Genomic DNA, 14,995 nt, shown 5'->3' with positions numbered 1-14,995 from the left:
CCGGCACCCTCACCTGAGGAAGCGTCATGGCCTCCACCCCCAGGGCCTTTCCGACGGCCACCGCGGTCGGCGCGCCGACCGCCGCCTTCTCCTCGGCGGCCGTCGCCCCCTCCTCGGCGAGCGCCGCCCTCGACGAACTGCTCGAGGGCAACCGGCGTTTCGCCACCGGCCGCGCCCGCCGCGACGGGACCGCCGGACGGCGTCCGTTCGCCGTCGTCCTCGGCTGCATCGACTCCCAGGTCGTCCCCGAGCTGGTCTTCGACCAGGGGCTCGGCGACCTGCTGTGCATAAGGACCGCCGGTCAGGTGCTGGACGAGGCGGTGCTCGGTTCGATCCAGTACGGCGTGGAGGAGCTGCGCGTCCCGCTGGTCGTGGTGCTCGGCCACGAGCGCTGCGGGGCCGTCGCCGCCACCCTCGGCCTTCTGCGCACCGGCGCGCGGGTCCCCGGCCACCTGGAACTCCTCGTCGACGAGATCGCCCCGGCCGCCCGTCGCACCAGGGGGCTGCCCGGCGACTGGGCCGGGCACACCGTGCGGGCGCACACGGTGTGGGTGCGGGACGCGATCCGGGCGGACTCCGCGTTCGCGGGGGCGTCGGTGGTCGCGGCGCGGTTCGACCCGGACAGCGGCCTGGTCTCGCTGCTGCCCTGAGAGGCTGACCTGAGTTGGCGGCCCCGGGGGGCTGCCTCGAAGGCGGCCCCCCGGGCGGATGCGGGGGATTGCCCCAGTGCGGCGGGCACCCGGGCTCCCTACCGTGGACGCCATGACGGACGCGCATGACACCGACCTGAAGAAGGACCTCGCCGCCACCCTGCACGCCCGCAGGGAACTGGGGCCGGAGTACGAGTCGGAACTGGCCGACTCCTTCCTGGAGAAGCTCGACCAGCGCATCGACGGCGCGGTGGAGCGCCGGCTGCGCCGGGGTCTGGCCGAGCAGCAGATGCAGGCGGCCCGGGGTGCGCGGAGGCCGAAGGGCAGCGACACCTGGGGCGAGCGGTTCGGCTTCGGGATCGTCTCGCTGGTGCTGGCGATCCCGCTGTCGGCGATCGGCGGCGCCTTCGCGGGCATGACGGGCCTGATCGCCACGTGGGTCGGCATCGTCGGCGTCAACATGGCCCAGGCCGTCCGCCTCAACCCCGGCCTGTTCGGCCGCCCCGGCCGCGACCACGAGGACTGAGCCCAGGTCGGCCGTACAGGAGAAGGCGCGGGAAAAGTAATGCGCGGGGACCGCCGCACCCCCGTTACCGGGGGGCGGGACGACGGCGGTCCCCGCGAGGGACATGGACCGGGTCAGGGCCGGGTCTCACGTCCGGGCGTCCATGGAGGTCCGGGAGCCGCTCCGGAGGTCCTTGGACGTTCGGTGCCGGCTGGGGCGGGGAGCCGCTCCCGCCCTGCCGACACCCACTAATGTGCCGGACCCGTGTTAAGCGTGTGCTGCGTGTACGTGACACGCTCGTACCACTTCCGCGAAGTCCGTCACCCGGGTGGGGAAACAGCAAGTTCCCCCGGTTCACGGCTCGTTCACCGGACGTTCGTTACTGCTTGCCGCCCTTGGCGAGAAACGCCAGCAGGTCCTGCCGGCTGACCACGCCCGTCGGCTTGCCCTCGACGAGGACGATGGCCGCGTCCGCCGCGCCCAGTACCGACATCAGGTCCGCGACCGGCTCGCCGGAACCGACCTGCGGCAGCGGTGCGCACATGTGCTTCTCCAGCGGGTCCTCCAGGGAGGCCCGCTTGCTGAACAGCGCGTCCAGCAGCTCGCGTTCGACGACCGAGCCGACGACCTCGGCGGCCATCACGTCCGGGTGGCCGGCGCCCGGCTTGACGACGGGCATCTGCGAGACGCCGTACTCACGCAGCACCTCGATGGCCTGGCCGACCGTCTCCTCGGGGTGCATGTGGACGAGGGAGGGGATGGAGCCGCCCGCCTTGTCGCTGAGCACGTCGCCGACGCGGGCGCTGGGGCCCTCGTCCTCCAGGAAGCCGTAGTCGGCCATCCACTCGTCGTTGAAGATCTTGCTGAGGTAGCCCCGGCCGCTGTCCGGGAGGAGGACGACCACGACATTGTCCGGGCCGAGCCGCTCGGCCACCCGCAGCGCGGCGACGACCGCCATCCCGCAGGAGCCGCCCACCAGCAGCCCCTCCTCCTTCGCGAGGCGCCGGGTCATCTGGAAGGAGTCCTTGTCGGACACGGCGACGATCTCGTCGGCGACGCTCCGGTCGTAGGCGGTCGGCCAGAAGTCCTCGCCGACGCCCTCGACGAGGTACGGCCGCCCGGAACCGCCGGAGTACACGGAGCCCTCCGGGTCCGCGCCGATCACCTGGACCCGCCCCTCACTGGCGTCCTTCAGATAGCGGCCGGTGCCGGAGATGGTGCCGCCGGTCCCCACGCCCGCGACGAAATGGGTGATCCGCCCCTCCGTCTGCTCCCACAGCTCGGGGCCGGTCGAGTGATAGTGCGACAGGGGGTTGTTCGGGTTGGAGTACTGGTCCGGCTTCCAGGCGCCGGGGGTCTCCCGCACCAGCCGGTCGGAGACGTTGTAGTAGGAGTCCGGGTGCTCCGGGTCCACGGCGGTGGGGCAGACCACGACCTCGGCCCCGTACGCCCGCAGTACGTTGATCTTGTCGGTGCTCACCTTGTCGGGGCACACGAAGATGCACTTGTACCCCTTCTGCTGGGCCACGATCGCCAGCCCCACCCCGGTGTTCCCGCTGGTCGGCTCGACGATGGTCCCCCCGGGCTGCAGCTCCCCGCTCTTCTCCGCGGCCTCGATCATCCGCAGGGCGATGCGGTCCTTCACGGACCCGCCCGGGTTGAAGTACTCGACCTTGGCGAGGACGGTGGCCTGGATGCCCTGGGTGACGCTGTTGAGTCTCACCAGCGGGGTGTTGCCGACGAGACTGATCATCGAGTCGTGGAATCGCACCGTTGTCTCCGGTTGCTTGCAAAAGAAGTGGTCTTGGTGGTGCCGCCAGACTACGGGGCACCTCGGAGGTTCACTCCCCGTTGAGATTGGCGGACGGTCCGTACGGGGCAAGGAGTGGATGTACGGCAACGAGGAGGTGGCGGCGACGCATGACGAGCATGTCGAGGGCGCGGGTGGCCCGGCGTATCGCGGCCGGTGCGGCGTACGGCGGCGGCGGGATCGGGCTGGTCGGCGCGGCCGCGGTGGGGCTGGTGCTGGCCGAGGTGCGGATGGCCAGGACCCGGGTGAACAACGGGAACAGCGGCGGCCGGGTGCCGGCCGCGGACGGCCGGTACGGCGACGGGTACGGCATCGGTGAGCCGCCCCTGCGGCTGACGGTGCTCGGCGACTCCACGGCGGCGGGCCAGGGTGTGCACCGGGCGGCGCAGACACCGGGCGCGCTGCTGGCGTCGGGCCTCGCGGCCGTCGCGGAGCGCCCGGTGGTACTCAGCAACGTGGCCCGGCCCGGCGCCCAGTCCGACGACCTGGACCGGCAGGTCGCCCTGGTCCTGGGCTCGTCGGCGCCCGCCCCCGACGTGTGCGTGATCATGATCGGCGCGAACGACGTCACGCGCCGGATGCCGCCGACCCGCTCGGTGCGCCATCTCTCGGCGGCGGTACGGCGGCTGCGCACGGCCGGCGCGGAGGTGGTGGTCGGCACCTGTCCCGACCTGGGCACGATCGAGCCGGTACGACAGCCGTTGCGCTGGCTGGCCCGGCGGGCGTCCCGGCAGCTGGCGGCGGCCCAGACGATCGGGACGGTGGAGCAGGGCGGCCGCACGGTGTCGCTGGGCGATCTGCTGGGTCCCGAGTTCGCGGAGAACCCGCGCGAGCTGTTCGGACCCGACAACTACCACCCCTCGGCGGAGGGCTACGCCACGGCGGCGATGGCGGTGCTGCCGACGGTCTGCGCGGCCCTGGGCCTGTGGCCGGCGGAGGAGGAACGGCCCGACGTCAGCCGCCGGGAGGGCTTCCTGCCGGTCGCCCGCGCGGCGGCGGAGGCGGCGGCGGAGCCCGGCACGGAGGTCACGGCGGCGATGCCGACCGGGCCCCGGGGACCGTGGGCCCTGCTGAAGCGCCGCCGGCGGCACCGCGTCGAGCCGCCCGCCCCGCCGGCCGACCCGGTCGCCGGGGAGGCGCGGTCGAGCCCCGCGACGACGAACCAGGACAGATAGAGGCAAGGTGCGTGCATGAGCGAGGTACGGGTCTCACCGCCGGTCCCCGAGATCAGCGTGTCCCTCGGTGACGAGGTCGTCGTCCAGCTCCCGGAGAACGCCACCACCGGCTATCTCTGGTCCGTGGAGCGGGTCGACGGCCCCGTGCGGGTGGCCGACGACGCGTACGAGCCGCCCGGAGAGCCGCTGCCGGGGGCCGGAGGGCAACGGTTCGTGCGCATCCGTCCGACGGGGGCCGGCGAGGCCGTGGTGGAGCTGGCGCTGAAGCGGCCCTGGGAGGACCGGGTCCAGGACCGGGTCAGCGTCCGGATCACGGTCGCCGGCACCGGCACCGGCACCGGCACCGGCACCGGCGGCTGAACGCGGGACAGGGCCGCCCCTTCACGGGACGGCCCTGCCGGCGGTGCCGGACGGTTCACCAGAGGTAGATCTCGTGGACCATCCCGTCGGGCTCCTCGCGGAAGCTGATCGGCCGGCCCGACTCACGGGCCTGGGACGCCAGCGTGGTCAGCGCCGTGAACGCGGCGTCGGAACCGTTGAAGATCTTCTTCCACACACCGCCCTTGACGTGCAGGTGCGCGTTGCGGGGCTGGTCCATGCACCACATGCCGTCGACCATGACGTTCTGGGTCCACACGGCCGTGGCGGAGCCGCCCGCCTCGATGGCCTGGACGGCCTGTTCGGTGGCCCGGGCGTCGGGGTGCACCAGGGGGCGGGCCTCGCCGATCACCGTCTCCGCGAACCGGATCGTCATGGCGTCGCTCTTCGGCTTGCCGGACTCGGTGATCGGGATCGCCGAGAGCCCCACCTCCACACCGGGCGGGGGCATGACCGGACGGCCGGCGTTGCCGTTCACGGGGACCGTGGTCGCGCTGTACCCGGTGCGGGTCCTGGTGGTGGGCGCTTCGAGCGTGCTCGTCTGCGTCGGGCTCATCGTGTACTCCTGCGGTCGCGTACGGTCTCGTTGCTCACGGGGGCTGTCACCAGGCGTAGATCTGCTGGATGTGTCCGTCGTCCTCGAACAGGCCCACCTTGGCGCCGGCGGACTTCGAGGCGGCGAGTTCGGCGAGCATCGCCGCGTCGGTCGCGGCCACGTCGCTGCCCAGGCTCAGCCAGCCGCGCTGCTCGCCGTAGGCCCACACGTTGGCGTCGGCCTCGTTGCTCCACAGGCCGAGGATGCGCTGGTCCTCCAGCCAGGCGCGCAGTGTGACGCCCTGGACGCCGCAGTTGTGCCAGCTCTCGATGCCGCACTCGCCGTAGCCGATCCGGAAGAAGCCGTGCTCGCCCCAGTCGGGGCCCCAGCTGTTCTTGGCGATCCAGCAGGACTGCGCGTCGTCGTAGCCGACGAGGCAGACGCAGTGGCCGCCGGCGACCTTGTCGGTCTGCCGCCGGTAGACGCCTCCGCCGTAGCTGAAGAAGTCCTGGTAGACGAACATGCAGGCGACGGTGGAGCCGTAGGTGGCGATGTCACGCTTGATCGCCACGGGGTCGTTGGTGTCGTTCGTCCAGTTCACGACGTTGGCGCGGCGGTTGGGCCAGTCCGCGTTGAGCCTGCTGGAGTCCTGGTTCCCCGCCGTGTAGGGGAAGTAGTCCTCGAAGGTGATGCCGGAGGAGCGTGCCTTCTCCAGCAGCGGCTCCGGAAGCCAGCCGGTGTCGCAGTTGGCCCCGGCCTCACGCCCGTAGCCGTAGAAGGCGTGGGCCTCGGAGAGGTCGGCCGGCAGGTAGGGCGCGCGGTCGGTGTAGCGGAGCACGTGCTCCATGGTCGCCACGGTGCCGAAGGCGCAACAGGAACCGCAGTTCCCCTGGTCCTTCACGGGGGTCGTGTAGTCCACGCCCCCGATGGAGCGGAGGTCGAACGCCGCGGGCAGCTCCGCCGCCTGGGACGCGGCGGCCAGCGCGGCCTCTCGGTGCTGGTCCTGAGCCGCCATGATCTCGGCGTGCTCGGCCCCGTCGAAGGGGACACCGAGCCGCCGGACGCGCTGCTCCTCGGTCAGGCGGGTGATGGAGTTGCCGGTCGACCGCCAGGGGCTGCCGGCGCTTTCCAGCGTCGTCCTCAGGGCTGCCAGGTCCATGGGTTCGTTCACAGGCATGCGAACGCCTCTCGTGCAGGGAAGGGAGACGGGGGCGAAGCGGGCCGGAAGGGGAACCGGGCAGGCCAGGGCCGCCCCGGCGGGCGGCTCGGCACCTTCGCCGTCGGACCCAGTGGACACTCCGGCAGTGGGGTCCGCCACTCGGAGCGCGCGGCGGGGAGACGCGGGTACGGCGGCCCGCCCGGCGGTACCCGCGCCACGGGCGCACACCGGGTGCCGGACGCGTGCTGCGGGCCCGTTCGGCCGTTGGAAGGGCCCGGGCACGCTCAGCCCACGGCACGGTCCCTTGACGCCGACGCCCCAAGCAAGCGCTTAGAAAGTGCGGCCAGTGTCACACCCGGACCCCCGTGACCGATGACATACGTACGGGTAACTTCCCAAGCACAATCCCCGCATGCCAATGGAGCCGTGATGCCCGAAGCCGTCATCGTCTCGACCGCCCGCTCCCCGATCGGCCGCGCCGTCAAGGGCTCCCTGAAGGACCTGCGCCCCGACGACCTCACCGCGACGATCATCCAGGCCGCCCTCGCGAAGGTCCCCGGGCTGGACCCGAGGGACATCGACGACCTGATGCTCGGCTGCGGTCTCCCCGGCGGCGAGCAGGGCTACAACCTCGGCCGGATCGTCGCCGTGCAGATGGGCATGGACCACCTGCCCGGCACCACGATCACCCGCTACTGCTCCTCGTCGCTCCAGACGAGCCGCATGGCCCTGCACGCGATCAAGGCCGGCGAGGGCGACGTCTTCATCTCGGCCGGTGTCGAGATGGTCTCCCGCTACGCCAAGGGCAGCTCGGACGGTCTCCCGGACACCATGAACCCGATCTTCGCCGAGGCGCAGGCCCGTACCGCCGCCACGGCCGCGTCCGAGGGCTCCACCTGGCACGACCCGCGCGAGGACGGCCTGCTCCCCGACCCGTACATCGCGATGGGCCAGACCGCCGAGAACCTGGCCCGCATCAAGGGCGTCACGCGCCAGGACATGGACGAGTTCGGGGTCCGCTCGCAGAATCTCGCCGAGGAAGCCATCAAGAACGGCTTCTGGGAGCGCGAGATCACCCCGGTGACCCTGCCCGACGGCACGGTCGTCAGCAAGGACGACGGCCCGCGCGCCGGCGTCACCCTGGAGGGCGTCGCCGGTCTGAAGCCGGTCTTCCGCCCCGACGGCCTGGTCACGGCCGGCAACTGCTGCCCGCTGAACGACGGCGCCGCCGCGGTCGTCATCATGAGCGACACCAAGGCCCGCGAGCTCGGCCTCACCCCGCTCGCCCGCATCGTGTCGACCGGTGTCACCGGCCTCTCCCCCGAGATCATGGGCCTCGGCCCGGTGGAGGCGAGCAAGCAGGCGCTGCGGCGCGCCGGCCTCACCATCGACGACATCGACCTGGTCGAGATCAACGAGGCGTTCGCCGCCCAGGTGATCCCCTCCTACCGCGACCTGGACATCCCGCTGGAGAAGCTGAACGTGAACGGCGGCGCCATCGCCGTCGGCCACCCCTTCGGCATGACCGGCGCCCGCATCACCGGCACGCTCGTCAACTCCCTCCAGTTCCACGACAAGCAGTTCGGCCTGGAGACGATGTGCGTCGGCGGCGGCCAGGGCATGGCGATGGTCATCGAGCGCCTGAGCTGAGGCACCGCACGACCCCCGAGTGATCCCTGAGTGACCGTCACGGAACCCACCGTGACACCACGGCCCGGTGTTCGAGAAAACCCCGAACACCGGGCCGATTTGTGATCCAATCTCCCCCAGGATGTGACCTATCTCCCTCTGCGGATATATCTCCGCAGGTCAGGGCGGCTGTCCGAGCAAACCCCAGGGTCAATCCCCTGCCCGTTTCGTGACGTTACGCACTGACAGCTTGATAGTCCACCCTTCAAGCTGATGTAGGAAGTCGGGGGTCGACTTTGAACCGGGAGTACGTCAGTGAGCGCCATGCCGATCGCCTTGCTGCTCACCACGGCCGCCACGGGCGCCGTGGGCGTCGCTGTCCTGCGCACCGTGATGAAGCTGCGCCGCCAGGTCGCCGAGCTGCACACCCAGCTCGCCCAGAACCAGGCCGCGACCCTGCGGGCGCTGATGCCGGCGGCCCGCAGCCACATGGACGCCGAGGAGATACGCGCCGCGGTGGCGGAGGCACTGGCCGAGGAGCGGGAGCGGGAGCTGGCCGAGGCACGCGCCTTCTGGGCCGCGCAGGAGGCGCGTGACGCCTCCGACACGCCTTCGCTGCTGGGCCTGGCGGACAGCGAGCTGTTCCTGCCCCGGCAGGGCGACTTCGTGGGCCTGGAGCCGGTCGCCGAGCCGGCGTCCGAGACGGACGAGTTCACCGGCGGTGCCGCCGGGGGAGAGTCGCCGGAACTGTCCGCGGCCCGCCGGCGCCACCCGTCCCACCCCGACTTCGTACCGGTGCAGTCGCCGGTGGTGAACGACCATGAGCGCACGGTCGCGACGCTGGAGCAGCTGGCCGAGTCGCAGGTCGAACTCTCCGATGTGCGCCCGGGGCCGCTGGGCACGCTGGACGTCTATGTCTTCGCCGACGGCACGACGCTGTGCATGACACCGGGGCACCGCGAGACGGCGGAGCGGTTGGCTGCCGCCCTGAGCGCCGGTGAGACGCCGTACCTGCTGGGCGGGTCGGGGATCTCGGGCGCGTACACGCTGACGTTCGCGTGCGGGGCGGAGAACGTGTACATCCTGGCGGACAGGGTCATCGCGTCGCTCTGAGGGTGCGCGAAGGTGCGTTGTCGGGTGCGGGTGCGTGGGGGTTGCTCGCGCAGTTCCCCGCGCCCCTGAAGGGGCTTTTAGGGGCGCGGGGAACTGCGCGACCAGCCACGACGGCGCCGCACCCGCCACCGGCGCTACACCCCCGCCCTCTTCTGCGCCTCCTCCACCATCCGCACCGCGTCGCCGACCTCGGCGTCGCTCTCCAGCACCACCGCCAAGTCGTTCCCGGCCACGGTGATTTGGTCGGCGACGGCGAACATCCCCGCGTCCGGCATCTCGCGAGCCTCACCGCCCGGTTCCTCGACCGCCTGCGCCCAGTTGGCCAACTGCCTGGCCAGCGCCAGCGCCTCCGCGGCCGCCCCCCGCTGCAACCGGCTCTGCGGTGCCGCCCTCAACTTGTCGGCGAAGTGCTCCACTGCACGGGTAAGAGGCGTCGTATCAACCACGCGGCGAGCGTAACGCCTCCCGTCGGCTCTCCCGGCAGGACCCGGCTGTCCTGTCATGACTGTTGCCAACACGCCAACACTCAGGCACGGTGACGTGAAGGACCGGCTACAACCCCCTTTGCGCACCGGAGGCGCCGATGTCCCAAGTCTTCTCCGAGGAGACCCATCGCAATATGCTCGCCCGCATCCCCCACTGCACCGGTCGTGAAGTGTCCGACTGGCTGCGTACCGTCGACGAAGGCCCGTCCCTCTTCCGCTTCGAGGAGAAGGTCAGCTGGCTCCGCCACGAATACAACCTCGCGTACGGCCACGCGAAGGCACTGGTCCACGAGTACGACCTGAGGAGGGCCGCGCGCAAACTGCTCTAGGCGCGCAACGACACCACAGACGGCGAAGGGCCCTGGGGCGGTGACCCGGGGCCCTTCTCAGCTCACTTGCGAAAGCGTGCCGTCGAGCTAGTCGTTACTGCTGAAGATCGCCACCAGGCGCAGCATCTCGACGTAGATCCACACCAGCGTCAGGGTGAGGCCGAACGCGGCCAGCCAGGCCTCGTTCTTCGGGGCGCCGTACGCGATGCCGTCCTCGATCTGCTTGAAGTCGAGGGTCAGGAAGAACGCGCCGAGCAGGATCGCGATGATGCCGACGAGCGCACCGAGCGGGCCCATGCTGCGCAGACCGCCGTTCTCGGCGACGCCGAACGCGACCAGCAGCAGGTTGACCGCCATGACCACCACGAAGGCGATGGCGATGGACATGCCGATACGGGCGTAGCGGGCGGTGACGCGGATCCAGCCGGCCTTGTAGACCAGCAGCGTCGCGCCCGAGACCGCCATGGTGCCGAGCACCGCCTGGAACGGGGCACCGCTCCACTGGCTGTTGTACATCTCGCTGATGACACCGAGGAAGACGCCCTCGAAGGCGGCGTAGCCCAGGATCAGCGCGGGTACCGGGGTGCGCTTGAAGCTCTGGATCAGCGCCAGGACCATCGCGACGATCGCGGAGCCGAAGGCCAGGCCGTAGCTGGTGGCGGAGACCGGCAGCAGGGCCCAGGCGAGGGCCGCGCCGACGGCGACCGTGCCGAGCGTCATCGCGGAGCGCGTGATGACGTCGTCCATGGTCATGCGGCCGGTGGAGGCCGGGGCCTGCGGCGGGGCGCCCTGCTGGACGTCCTGCTGGGCGTACGGGTTGTTCGCGTACGGGTTCTGCGCGTACGGGTTGCCGCCCTGTGCGTACCCGGCCTGCGGCGCGGTGTTGAAGCCCGCGTAGCCGTTGTCGCGGCTGAACCCCCGTCGCGAGAAGACCGGGTTGCTGCTCCTCATTTCACTCCTCCATGGCCACCGTGCGTGGCCTTGGCGTCAAGAGTAATGGATTGGCAAAAGACTGACCCTACTACCTGCGGAGGATCTTTCCCTCACCGTGCTGCGCAACACGCTACGCGGACCCCTGATTCCCGGCCATGGAGGGCTTCATTCCATGACGAAGCCGCTACATGACCGGAATCGGCCAGAGACAGGTCAGATGTCCAGGGGGAAGCCGGTGTAGGCCTCCGCCAGGTCGGTCTCGGCCGCCCTGGAGGAGGCGATCCGGCCGAGGCGGGCCAGCTGGAGGCGGGCGTCGAAGGGGGTGTCGTCGGGGCCGGGGTGGAGCAGGGTCGTCATGTCGTACGAGAACCGCTCGGCCTGCCAGATCCGGCGCAGGCAGGTTTCCGAGTAGGTCTCCAGCAGTTCGGGCGAGCCCGTCTCCTGCTCGTGGGCGAGGGCCCGGGCGAGGGTGACCACGTCGCCGACGGCGAGGTTCAGCCCCTTGGCGCCGGTCGGCGGCACGATGTGGGCGGCGTCCCCGGCCAGGAAGAGCCGTCCGTGCCGCATGGGCTCGTGGACGTACGACCGCATGGGCGTGACCGACTTCTGGGTGATCGGCCCGCGCTCCAGGCGCCAGTCGTCGTCGGTCTCGAAGCGCCGCTCCAGTTCGTCCCAGATCTCCTCGTCGCGCCACGCCTCGGCGTCCGTGTCGGCCGGGACCTGGAGGTAGAGGCGGGAGACGGACGGGGAGCGCATGGAGAGCAGGGCGAAGCCGCGGTCGTGACGGGCGTAGACCAGTTCGTCGTGGGAGGGGGCGACGTCCGCGAGGATGCCCAGCCAGGCGTAGGGGTACGTCCGTTCGAAGACCCGGGAGAGGGACTCCGGGAACGCCTTGCGGGCGACTCCCCAGAAGCCGTCGCAGCCGACGACGTACGCGCACTCCAGGATGTCCTCCCGGCCCTCGTGCCGGAACCGCACCCGCGGCCGCTCGCTCTCGGCGCCCTCGACCTCCAGCGCCTCCGCCTCGAAGACCAGCGGGCCGCCCTCCTTGAGCTGGAGGGCGATCAGGTCCTTGCAGACCTCGGTCTGGGCGTAGACCGTCACGGACCGGCCGCCGGTGAGGCCGGGGAAGTCCACGCGGTGACGCCTCTTCGCGAACCGCAGCTCGATGCCGTCGTGGCGCAGGCCCTCGCGGTCCATGCGCTCCCCGGCGCCGACCGTGCGCAGCACGTCCACCGTGCCCTGCTCCAGGATCCCGGCGCGCTGGCGGTGTTCGACGTAGGCGCGGTCGCGGCTCTCCAGGACGACCGAGTCGATGCCCGCGTTGTGCAGCAGCCGCGCGAGGAGGAGCCCGGCGGGTCCGGCTCCGATGATGCCGACGGTGGTGCGCATCGGTCGTTCCCTTCCCTTGCGGTTCGCCTGGTGAAATTTCCTTCACCGAGTTTCCCCGAGTCTCCGTCGGGATGTACCCCCTGTCAATGGACACACGCGATGTCCGCCGCGCGTGCCCGGCCGCCCGGCCCGCTGGAGGCGGTGGGGCAGAACGGCCGGAACACGGGACGGCGGGGCGGGGTCAGTGGCCCGGCCAGCCGTCCAGGTGGCGGTGCAGGGTGACATCGGTCTTCGGATCGCCCTTCGGGGCGTTCGCGACCGCGTCATGGAGGACGGTGGTGACCTCGGCGGCGAGCCCGTCGACCTTCGTGCGCAGGTCGGCGGCGGGCAGCGTGGAGCGGGTCAGCTCGTCCAGCCGGCGGTGGATGTCGTCGAGCTTGCCGCGGGTGGCGTCGTCGAAGCGCAGCGCGGTCGGCGTGGAGACGACGAACTGGTAGGCACCGGCCAGGGTCTGGCAGCCCGTGCACTCCTTGTTGGCGGCGTCGCTCAGGTTCACCGCGTTCAGGTGCGTGTGCTCCCCGGCGATCGTGACGATCTGGAAGGACAGCGCCACCGAACGGCAGTGGTCGTCCACCGAGCAGCCGGCCCCGACGGCGTTGGCCTGGTTGCGTGCGGTGGCGGCGTTCACCGTGCCGAACTGACGGACCGTGAACGAGTCCCTGGTCTGGGTGTGGTGCCCCCGGTCGGCGTGGCTGAAGACATGGTCGGAGGCGAACGCGGCGTGCGGTGCCAGGGTGGCCGCCTGCGCGGGTACGGCGGTGGCCGCCCCGGCGACCCCGGCGGCGAACAGGCCGATCCGGACGGCCCGTCGGGTGAGCGGGCCTGCGGTGGTGCGTGGTTTTCGGTGACTGCTCATGGCTTGCTCCTGTGTTCCTGCGGTAGGTGGTTCGGTGACCGTGGGCCGTCGTACGCGGTGCCCACGAGGCGTACGACGGCCCGCCGGCTCTCGTCAGGACGTGGCCGGGGCCGGAGGGCTCGACGAGGCGCTGGCCGGCGGCGCGGACGAGCTGGGCGTCTCGGACGCCGGGACGCTCTCCGACGGTGTGGGCGTCGGGGACGCCGGGGCGCTCTCCGACAGCGTGGGCGTCGGATCGGCGGCCGTTCCCCCGCTGGAGGGCACCGGCGACTTGGTGGCGCCCTTGCCGGGGGCGGCCGACACCGAGGCGGACGGCGACGCCGAGGCGGACGCACCGCGTGCGGACTCCTCGGCCGAGGGCCCGGCGCTCGCCCCGGGCGAGGCGCCCGGCACCCCGGACACCGTGTCCGACGGGGCACCGGAACCCGTCGGCTCCGGGGTCGAGGCCTGCCGCGGCGGCGGCGGTGCCGTGGTCGGCACCCCCGGCTGGAGGATCGGTGCGATCGGCGGCTGCTTCGGCAGCGGCTTCGGGGTCATCCCGGACACCCAGGCATAGCTGAGACCGGTGAGCCCGGCGAGGGCGAGGGCGCAGACCACCAGCCGGAGCCGGGGCCGGCCCGCCGTCGACCGTTTCGCGGCCCGGATGATCCGTCCGCCGATCTTCACGGACAGATAGACGACACCGGCCATCGGGCACAGCAGCATCACGCAGCCGATGGTCCCGACCAGCCCCTCGACGATCTTCCCGTCCACGAACGCCGAGCCGGTGCCCAGGAGTTGCTCGGTCAGCGAGCGGGTCATCGTGGTGAGGATCCGCGGCAGGTTCCACAGGGCGTAGCCGAGTTCGCCGATGATCAGCGGGACCATCGTCAGCACCCAGGTGGCGACGATCGCGCGGGCCGACTTCTTCAGCCCGGCGACCTCCTGGCGGGCCTTGTCCCCCTTCGGCCCCGGCACCAGGCCCAGCAGGATCGGCTTGATCTTGCCGTACAGGTCCGGGACCCCGGCCAGGTCGCCGAGGATGTAGTAGCCGTCCAGCCGTACGGCCGGCATCAGCTGCTCCATGATCTCGAAGTGCCCGAGGTACACCGTGGCCAGGAAGAACTGGGCCCCGGTGGCGAAGTAGGCGCCGGCCATGGCCAGCATGAAGACGACGTTGAAGTAGACGCCGCCCAGGTCGGTGCGGAGCCGGCCGGCCCGTCCGATCCGGTAGACGTCGGTGACGTCGGTGTACATCGAGGGCCAGATGAGGAAGAGCCCGCACCCGATGCAGCCGGGCCGGGCCCCTCCGTATCTGCACGCGGAGGCGTGGCCGAACTCGTGGAAGACGAGGGAGGCCACGGTGAGCACGAAGACGACGAGGATCAGGACCGGCTGGTCGAGCACCTCCAGGACCGGTTCGATCGCCCCGAAGAACCCGAACAGCCAGACGTCCATGGCGACGGCCGAGCCCAGCACCAGCGCGACCACGGCCGGCCGGTGCAGCCACGCCAGCGAACGCGCGATCTTCGTCGTCCGCTTCTCGTTGAAGATCACCCGGTGGCCCTTGAGGGCCAGCAGCAGGTCGGAGCGCGGGGCGTCGACCTCGTCGTCCTCCTGGCCCTCCGGGACCGTCACACCCAGCGGCTGAAGCTTCTTCTCGACGAGGAAGCGGATGTTCTCCCCGCTGACCTCGCGGCCGAAGCGGGCGCTGACCCGGTGTGCGATGGCCTCGGCATCGCGGACGCCGTCGACCGACGACGCCACCAGGTACAGCAGCCTGGACAGCTGCACGACCTGCCCGTCCCCCCGACGGGCGATGTACTTGGGCTCGGTGAAACCCGACCCCTGGTACTCGCCGTGCAGCCGCAGTCCCGCGCTGAGCCTCGGGACCGGCGACGGCGGGTCGACCACCGGCAGGTTGCCCGTCGCCACCTGCTCGTAGGTCACCGGCCAGCCGCCGGGTCCGGGCACCGGGCCCGTGTCGTACAGTGCGGCGGTCCCGTCTCCGAGCACCGTCATGTGTGGTCTCCCCCCGGATCCCCCATGCAGTTCCCCCCAGGCCCC

General features: G+C 71.4%; 15 protein-coding genes. 7 read left to right on the top strand and 8 right to left on the bottom strand.

Translation table 11 applies throughout. The annotated features are described in order from the left end of the window. Positions 1-26: 26 nt before the first annotated feature. Together AB0D85_RS18465 and AB0D85_RS18460 are read left to right on the top strand one after the other, a co-directional pair. A complete protein-coding gene (locus AB0D85_RS18465) occupies positions 27-650 on the top strand; it encodes a carbonic anhydrase (protein WP_362321123.1) in 624 nt (207 codons plus the stop codon). Positions 651-762: 112 nt separating this feature from the next. Beyond that, a complete protein-coding gene (locus AB0D85_RS18460) occupies positions 763-1,176 on the top strand; it encodes a hypothetical protein (RefSeq protein WP_362321120.1) in 414 nt (137 codons plus the stop codon). A gap of 358 nt (positions 1,177-1,534) precedes the next feature. Here the strand turns inward: AB0D85_RS18460 and AB0D85_RS18455 are convergent, their stop codons facing one another. Further along, positions 1,535-2,926 (bottom strand): cystathionine beta-synthase, encoded by a 1,392-nt coding sequence (locus AB0D85_RS18455; protein ID WP_362321117.1) that lies wholly within the window; start codon positions 2,924-2,926, stop codon positions 1,535-1,537. Between the two features lie 149 nt (positions 2,927-3,075). On the opposite strand from AB0D85_RS18455, the gene AB0D85_RS18450 reads away from it, so the two are divergent. Beyond that, a complete protein-coding gene (locus AB0D85_RS18450; protein WP_362321113.1) occupies positions 3,076-4,140 on the top strand; it encodes an SGNH/GDSL hydrolase family protein in 1,065 nt (354 codons plus the stop codon). 15 nt (positions 4,141-4,155) lie between these two features. Further along, positions 4,156-4,500 (top strand): protease inhibitor I42 family protein, encoded by a 345-nt coding sequence (locus AB0D85_RS18445; RefSeq protein ID WP_362321110.1) that lies wholly within the window; start codon positions 4,156-4,158, stop codon positions 4,498-4,500. A gap of 55 nt (positions 4,501-4,555) precedes the next feature. Here the strand turns inward: AB0D85_RS18445 and AB0D85_RS18440 are convergent, their stop codons facing one another. Together AB0D85_RS18440 and AB0D85_RS18435 are read right to left on the bottom strand one after the other, a co-directional pair. Continuing rightward, on the bottom strand, positions 4,556-5,074 hold the full coding sequence (locus tag AB0D85_RS18440; protein ID WP_362321107.1) for a hypothetical protein: 519 nt from the start codon (positions 5,072-5,074) through the stop codon (positions 4,556-4,558). A 46-nt stretch (positions 5,075-5,120) separates the two neighbouring features. Beyond that, on the bottom strand, positions 5,121-6,230 hold the full coding sequence (locus AB0D85_RS18435) for a C1 family peptidase (protein WP_362321105.1): 1,110 nt from the start codon (positions 6,228-6,230) through the stop codon (positions 5,121-5,123). Between the two features lie 411 nt (positions 6,231-6,641). Here AB0D85_RS18435 and AB0D85_RS18430 point away from each other — a divergent pair, with 411 nt between their 5' ends. Both AB0D85_RS18430 and AB0D85_RS18425 read left to right on the top strand, forming a co-directional pair. Further along, entirely contained in the window at positions 6,642-7,862 is a 1,221-nt protein-coding gene (locus tag AB0D85_RS18430) for an acetyl-CoA C-acetyltransferase (protein WP_362321102.1), read from the top strand. A 294-nt stretch (positions 7,863-8,156) separates the two neighbouring features. Then, on the top strand, positions 8,157-8,954 hold the full coding sequence (locus AB0D85_RS18425) for a hypothetical protein (RefSeq protein ID WP_362321100.1): 798 nt from the start codon (positions 8,157-8,159) through the stop codon (positions 8,952-8,954). A 134-nt stretch (positions 8,955-9,088) separates the two neighbouring features. Here the strand turns inward: AB0D85_RS18425 and AB0D85_RS18420 are convergent, their stop codons facing one another. Further along, positions 9,089-9,400 (bottom strand): hypothetical protein, encoded by a 312-nt coding sequence (locus AB0D85_RS18420; RefSeq protein ID WP_362321097.1) that lies wholly within the window; start codon positions 9,398-9,400, stop codon positions 9,089-9,091. A 137-nt stretch (positions 9,401-9,537) separates the two neighbouring features. Here AB0D85_RS18420 and AB0D85_RS18415 point away from each other — a divergent pair, with 137 nt between their 5' ends. After that, positions 9,538-9,768, top strand: a complete 231-nt coding sequence (locus AB0D85_RS18415) for a DUF4287 domain-containing protein (protein WP_362321094.1) — start codon at positions 9,538-9,540, stop codon at positions 9,766-9,768. A gap of 87 nt (positions 9,769-9,855) precedes the next feature. Here AB0D85_RS18415 and AB0D85_RS18410 read toward each other — a convergent pair whose 3' ends face one another. From AB0D85_RS18410 to AB0D85_RS18395, 4 genes are all read right to left on the bottom strand, one after another. Then, a complete protein-coding gene (locus AB0D85_RS18410) occupies positions 9,856-10,719 on the bottom strand; it encodes a Bax inhibitor-1/YccA family protein (protein ID WP_362321092.1) in 864 nt (287 codons plus the stop codon). Between the two features lie 195 nt (positions 10,720-10,914). After that, entirely contained in the window at positions 10,915-12,093 is a 1,179-nt protein-coding gene (locus AB0D85_RS18405; RefSeq protein ID WP_362321089.1) for a 4-hydroxybenzoate 3-monooxygenase, read from the bottom strand. A gap of 181 nt (positions 12,094-12,274) precedes the next feature. Next, positions 12,275-12,949, bottom strand: a complete 675-nt coding sequence (locus tag AB0D85_RS18400; protein ID WP_362321087.1) for a hypothetical protein — start codon at positions 12,947-12,949, stop codon at positions 12,275-12,277. 93 nt (positions 12,950-13,042) lie between these two features. Beyond that, positions 13,043-14,950, bottom strand: coding sequence for a hypothetical protein (locus tag AB0D85_RS18395; RefSeq protein WP_362321084.1), 1,908 nt, complete (start codon positions 14,948-14,950; stop codon positions 13,043-13,045). Positions 14,951-14,995: the final 45 nt, after the last annotated feature.

Source organism: Streptomyces sp. NPDC048277, assembly GCF_040652235.1.
GTDB lineage: Bacteria > Actinomycetota > Actinomycetes > Streptomycetales > Streptomycetaceae > Streptomyces.
This window is presented reverse-complemented; position numbering and strand designations above follow the sequence as displayed.

Bases quoted from the DNA above. Each gene is read 5' to 3' on its own strand.
- AB0D85_RS18465 (WP_362321123.1), top strand. From the start codon at position 27: ATGGCCTCCACCCCCAGGGCCTTTCCGACGGCCACCGCGGTCGGCGCG.
- AB0D85_RS18460 (WP_362321120.1), top strand. From the start codon at position 763: ATGACGGACGCGCATGACACCGACCTGAAGAAGGACCTCGCCGCCACC.
- AB0D85_RS18450 (WP_362321113.1), top strand. From the start codon at position 3,076: ATGACGAGCATGTCGAGGGCGCGGGTGGCCCGGCGTATCGCGGCCGGT.
- AB0D85_RS18445 (WP_362321110.1), top strand. From the start codon at position 4,156: ATGAGCGAGGTACGGGTCTCACCGCCGGTCCCCGAGATCAGCGTGTCC.
- AB0D85_RS18440 (WP_362321107.1), bottom strand. From the start codon at position 5,074: ATGAGCCCGACGCAGACGAGCACGCTCGAAGCGCCCACCACCAGGACC.
- AB0D85_RS18435 (WP_362321105.1), bottom strand. From the start codon at position 6,230: ATGCCTGTGAACGAACCCATGGACCTGGCAGCCCTGAGGACGACGCTG.
- AB0D85_RS18430 (WP_362321102.1), top strand. From the start codon at position 6,642: ATGCCCGAAGCCGTCATCGTCTCGACCGCCCGCTCCCCGATCGGCCGC.
- AB0D85_RS18415 (WP_362321094.1), top strand. From the start codon at position 9,538: ATGTCCCAAGTCTTCTCCGAGGAGACCCATCGCAATATGCTCGCCCGC.
- AB0D85_RS18410 (WP_362321092.1), bottom strand. From the start codon at position 10,719: ATGAGGAGCAGCAACCCGGTCTTCTCGCGACGGGGGTTCAGCCGCGAC.
- AB0D85_RS18405 (WP_362321089.1), bottom strand. From the start codon at position 12,093: ATGCGCACCACCGTCGGCATCATCGGAGCCGGACCCGCCGGGCTCCTC.
- AB0D85_RS18400 (WP_362321087.1), bottom strand. From the start codon at position 12,949: ATGAGCAGTCACCGAAAACCACGCACCACCGCAGGCCCGCTCACCCGA.
- AB0D85_RS18395 (WP_362321084.1), bottom strand. From the start codon at position 14,950: ATGACGGTGCTCGGAGACGGGACCGCCGCACTGTACGACACGGGCCCG.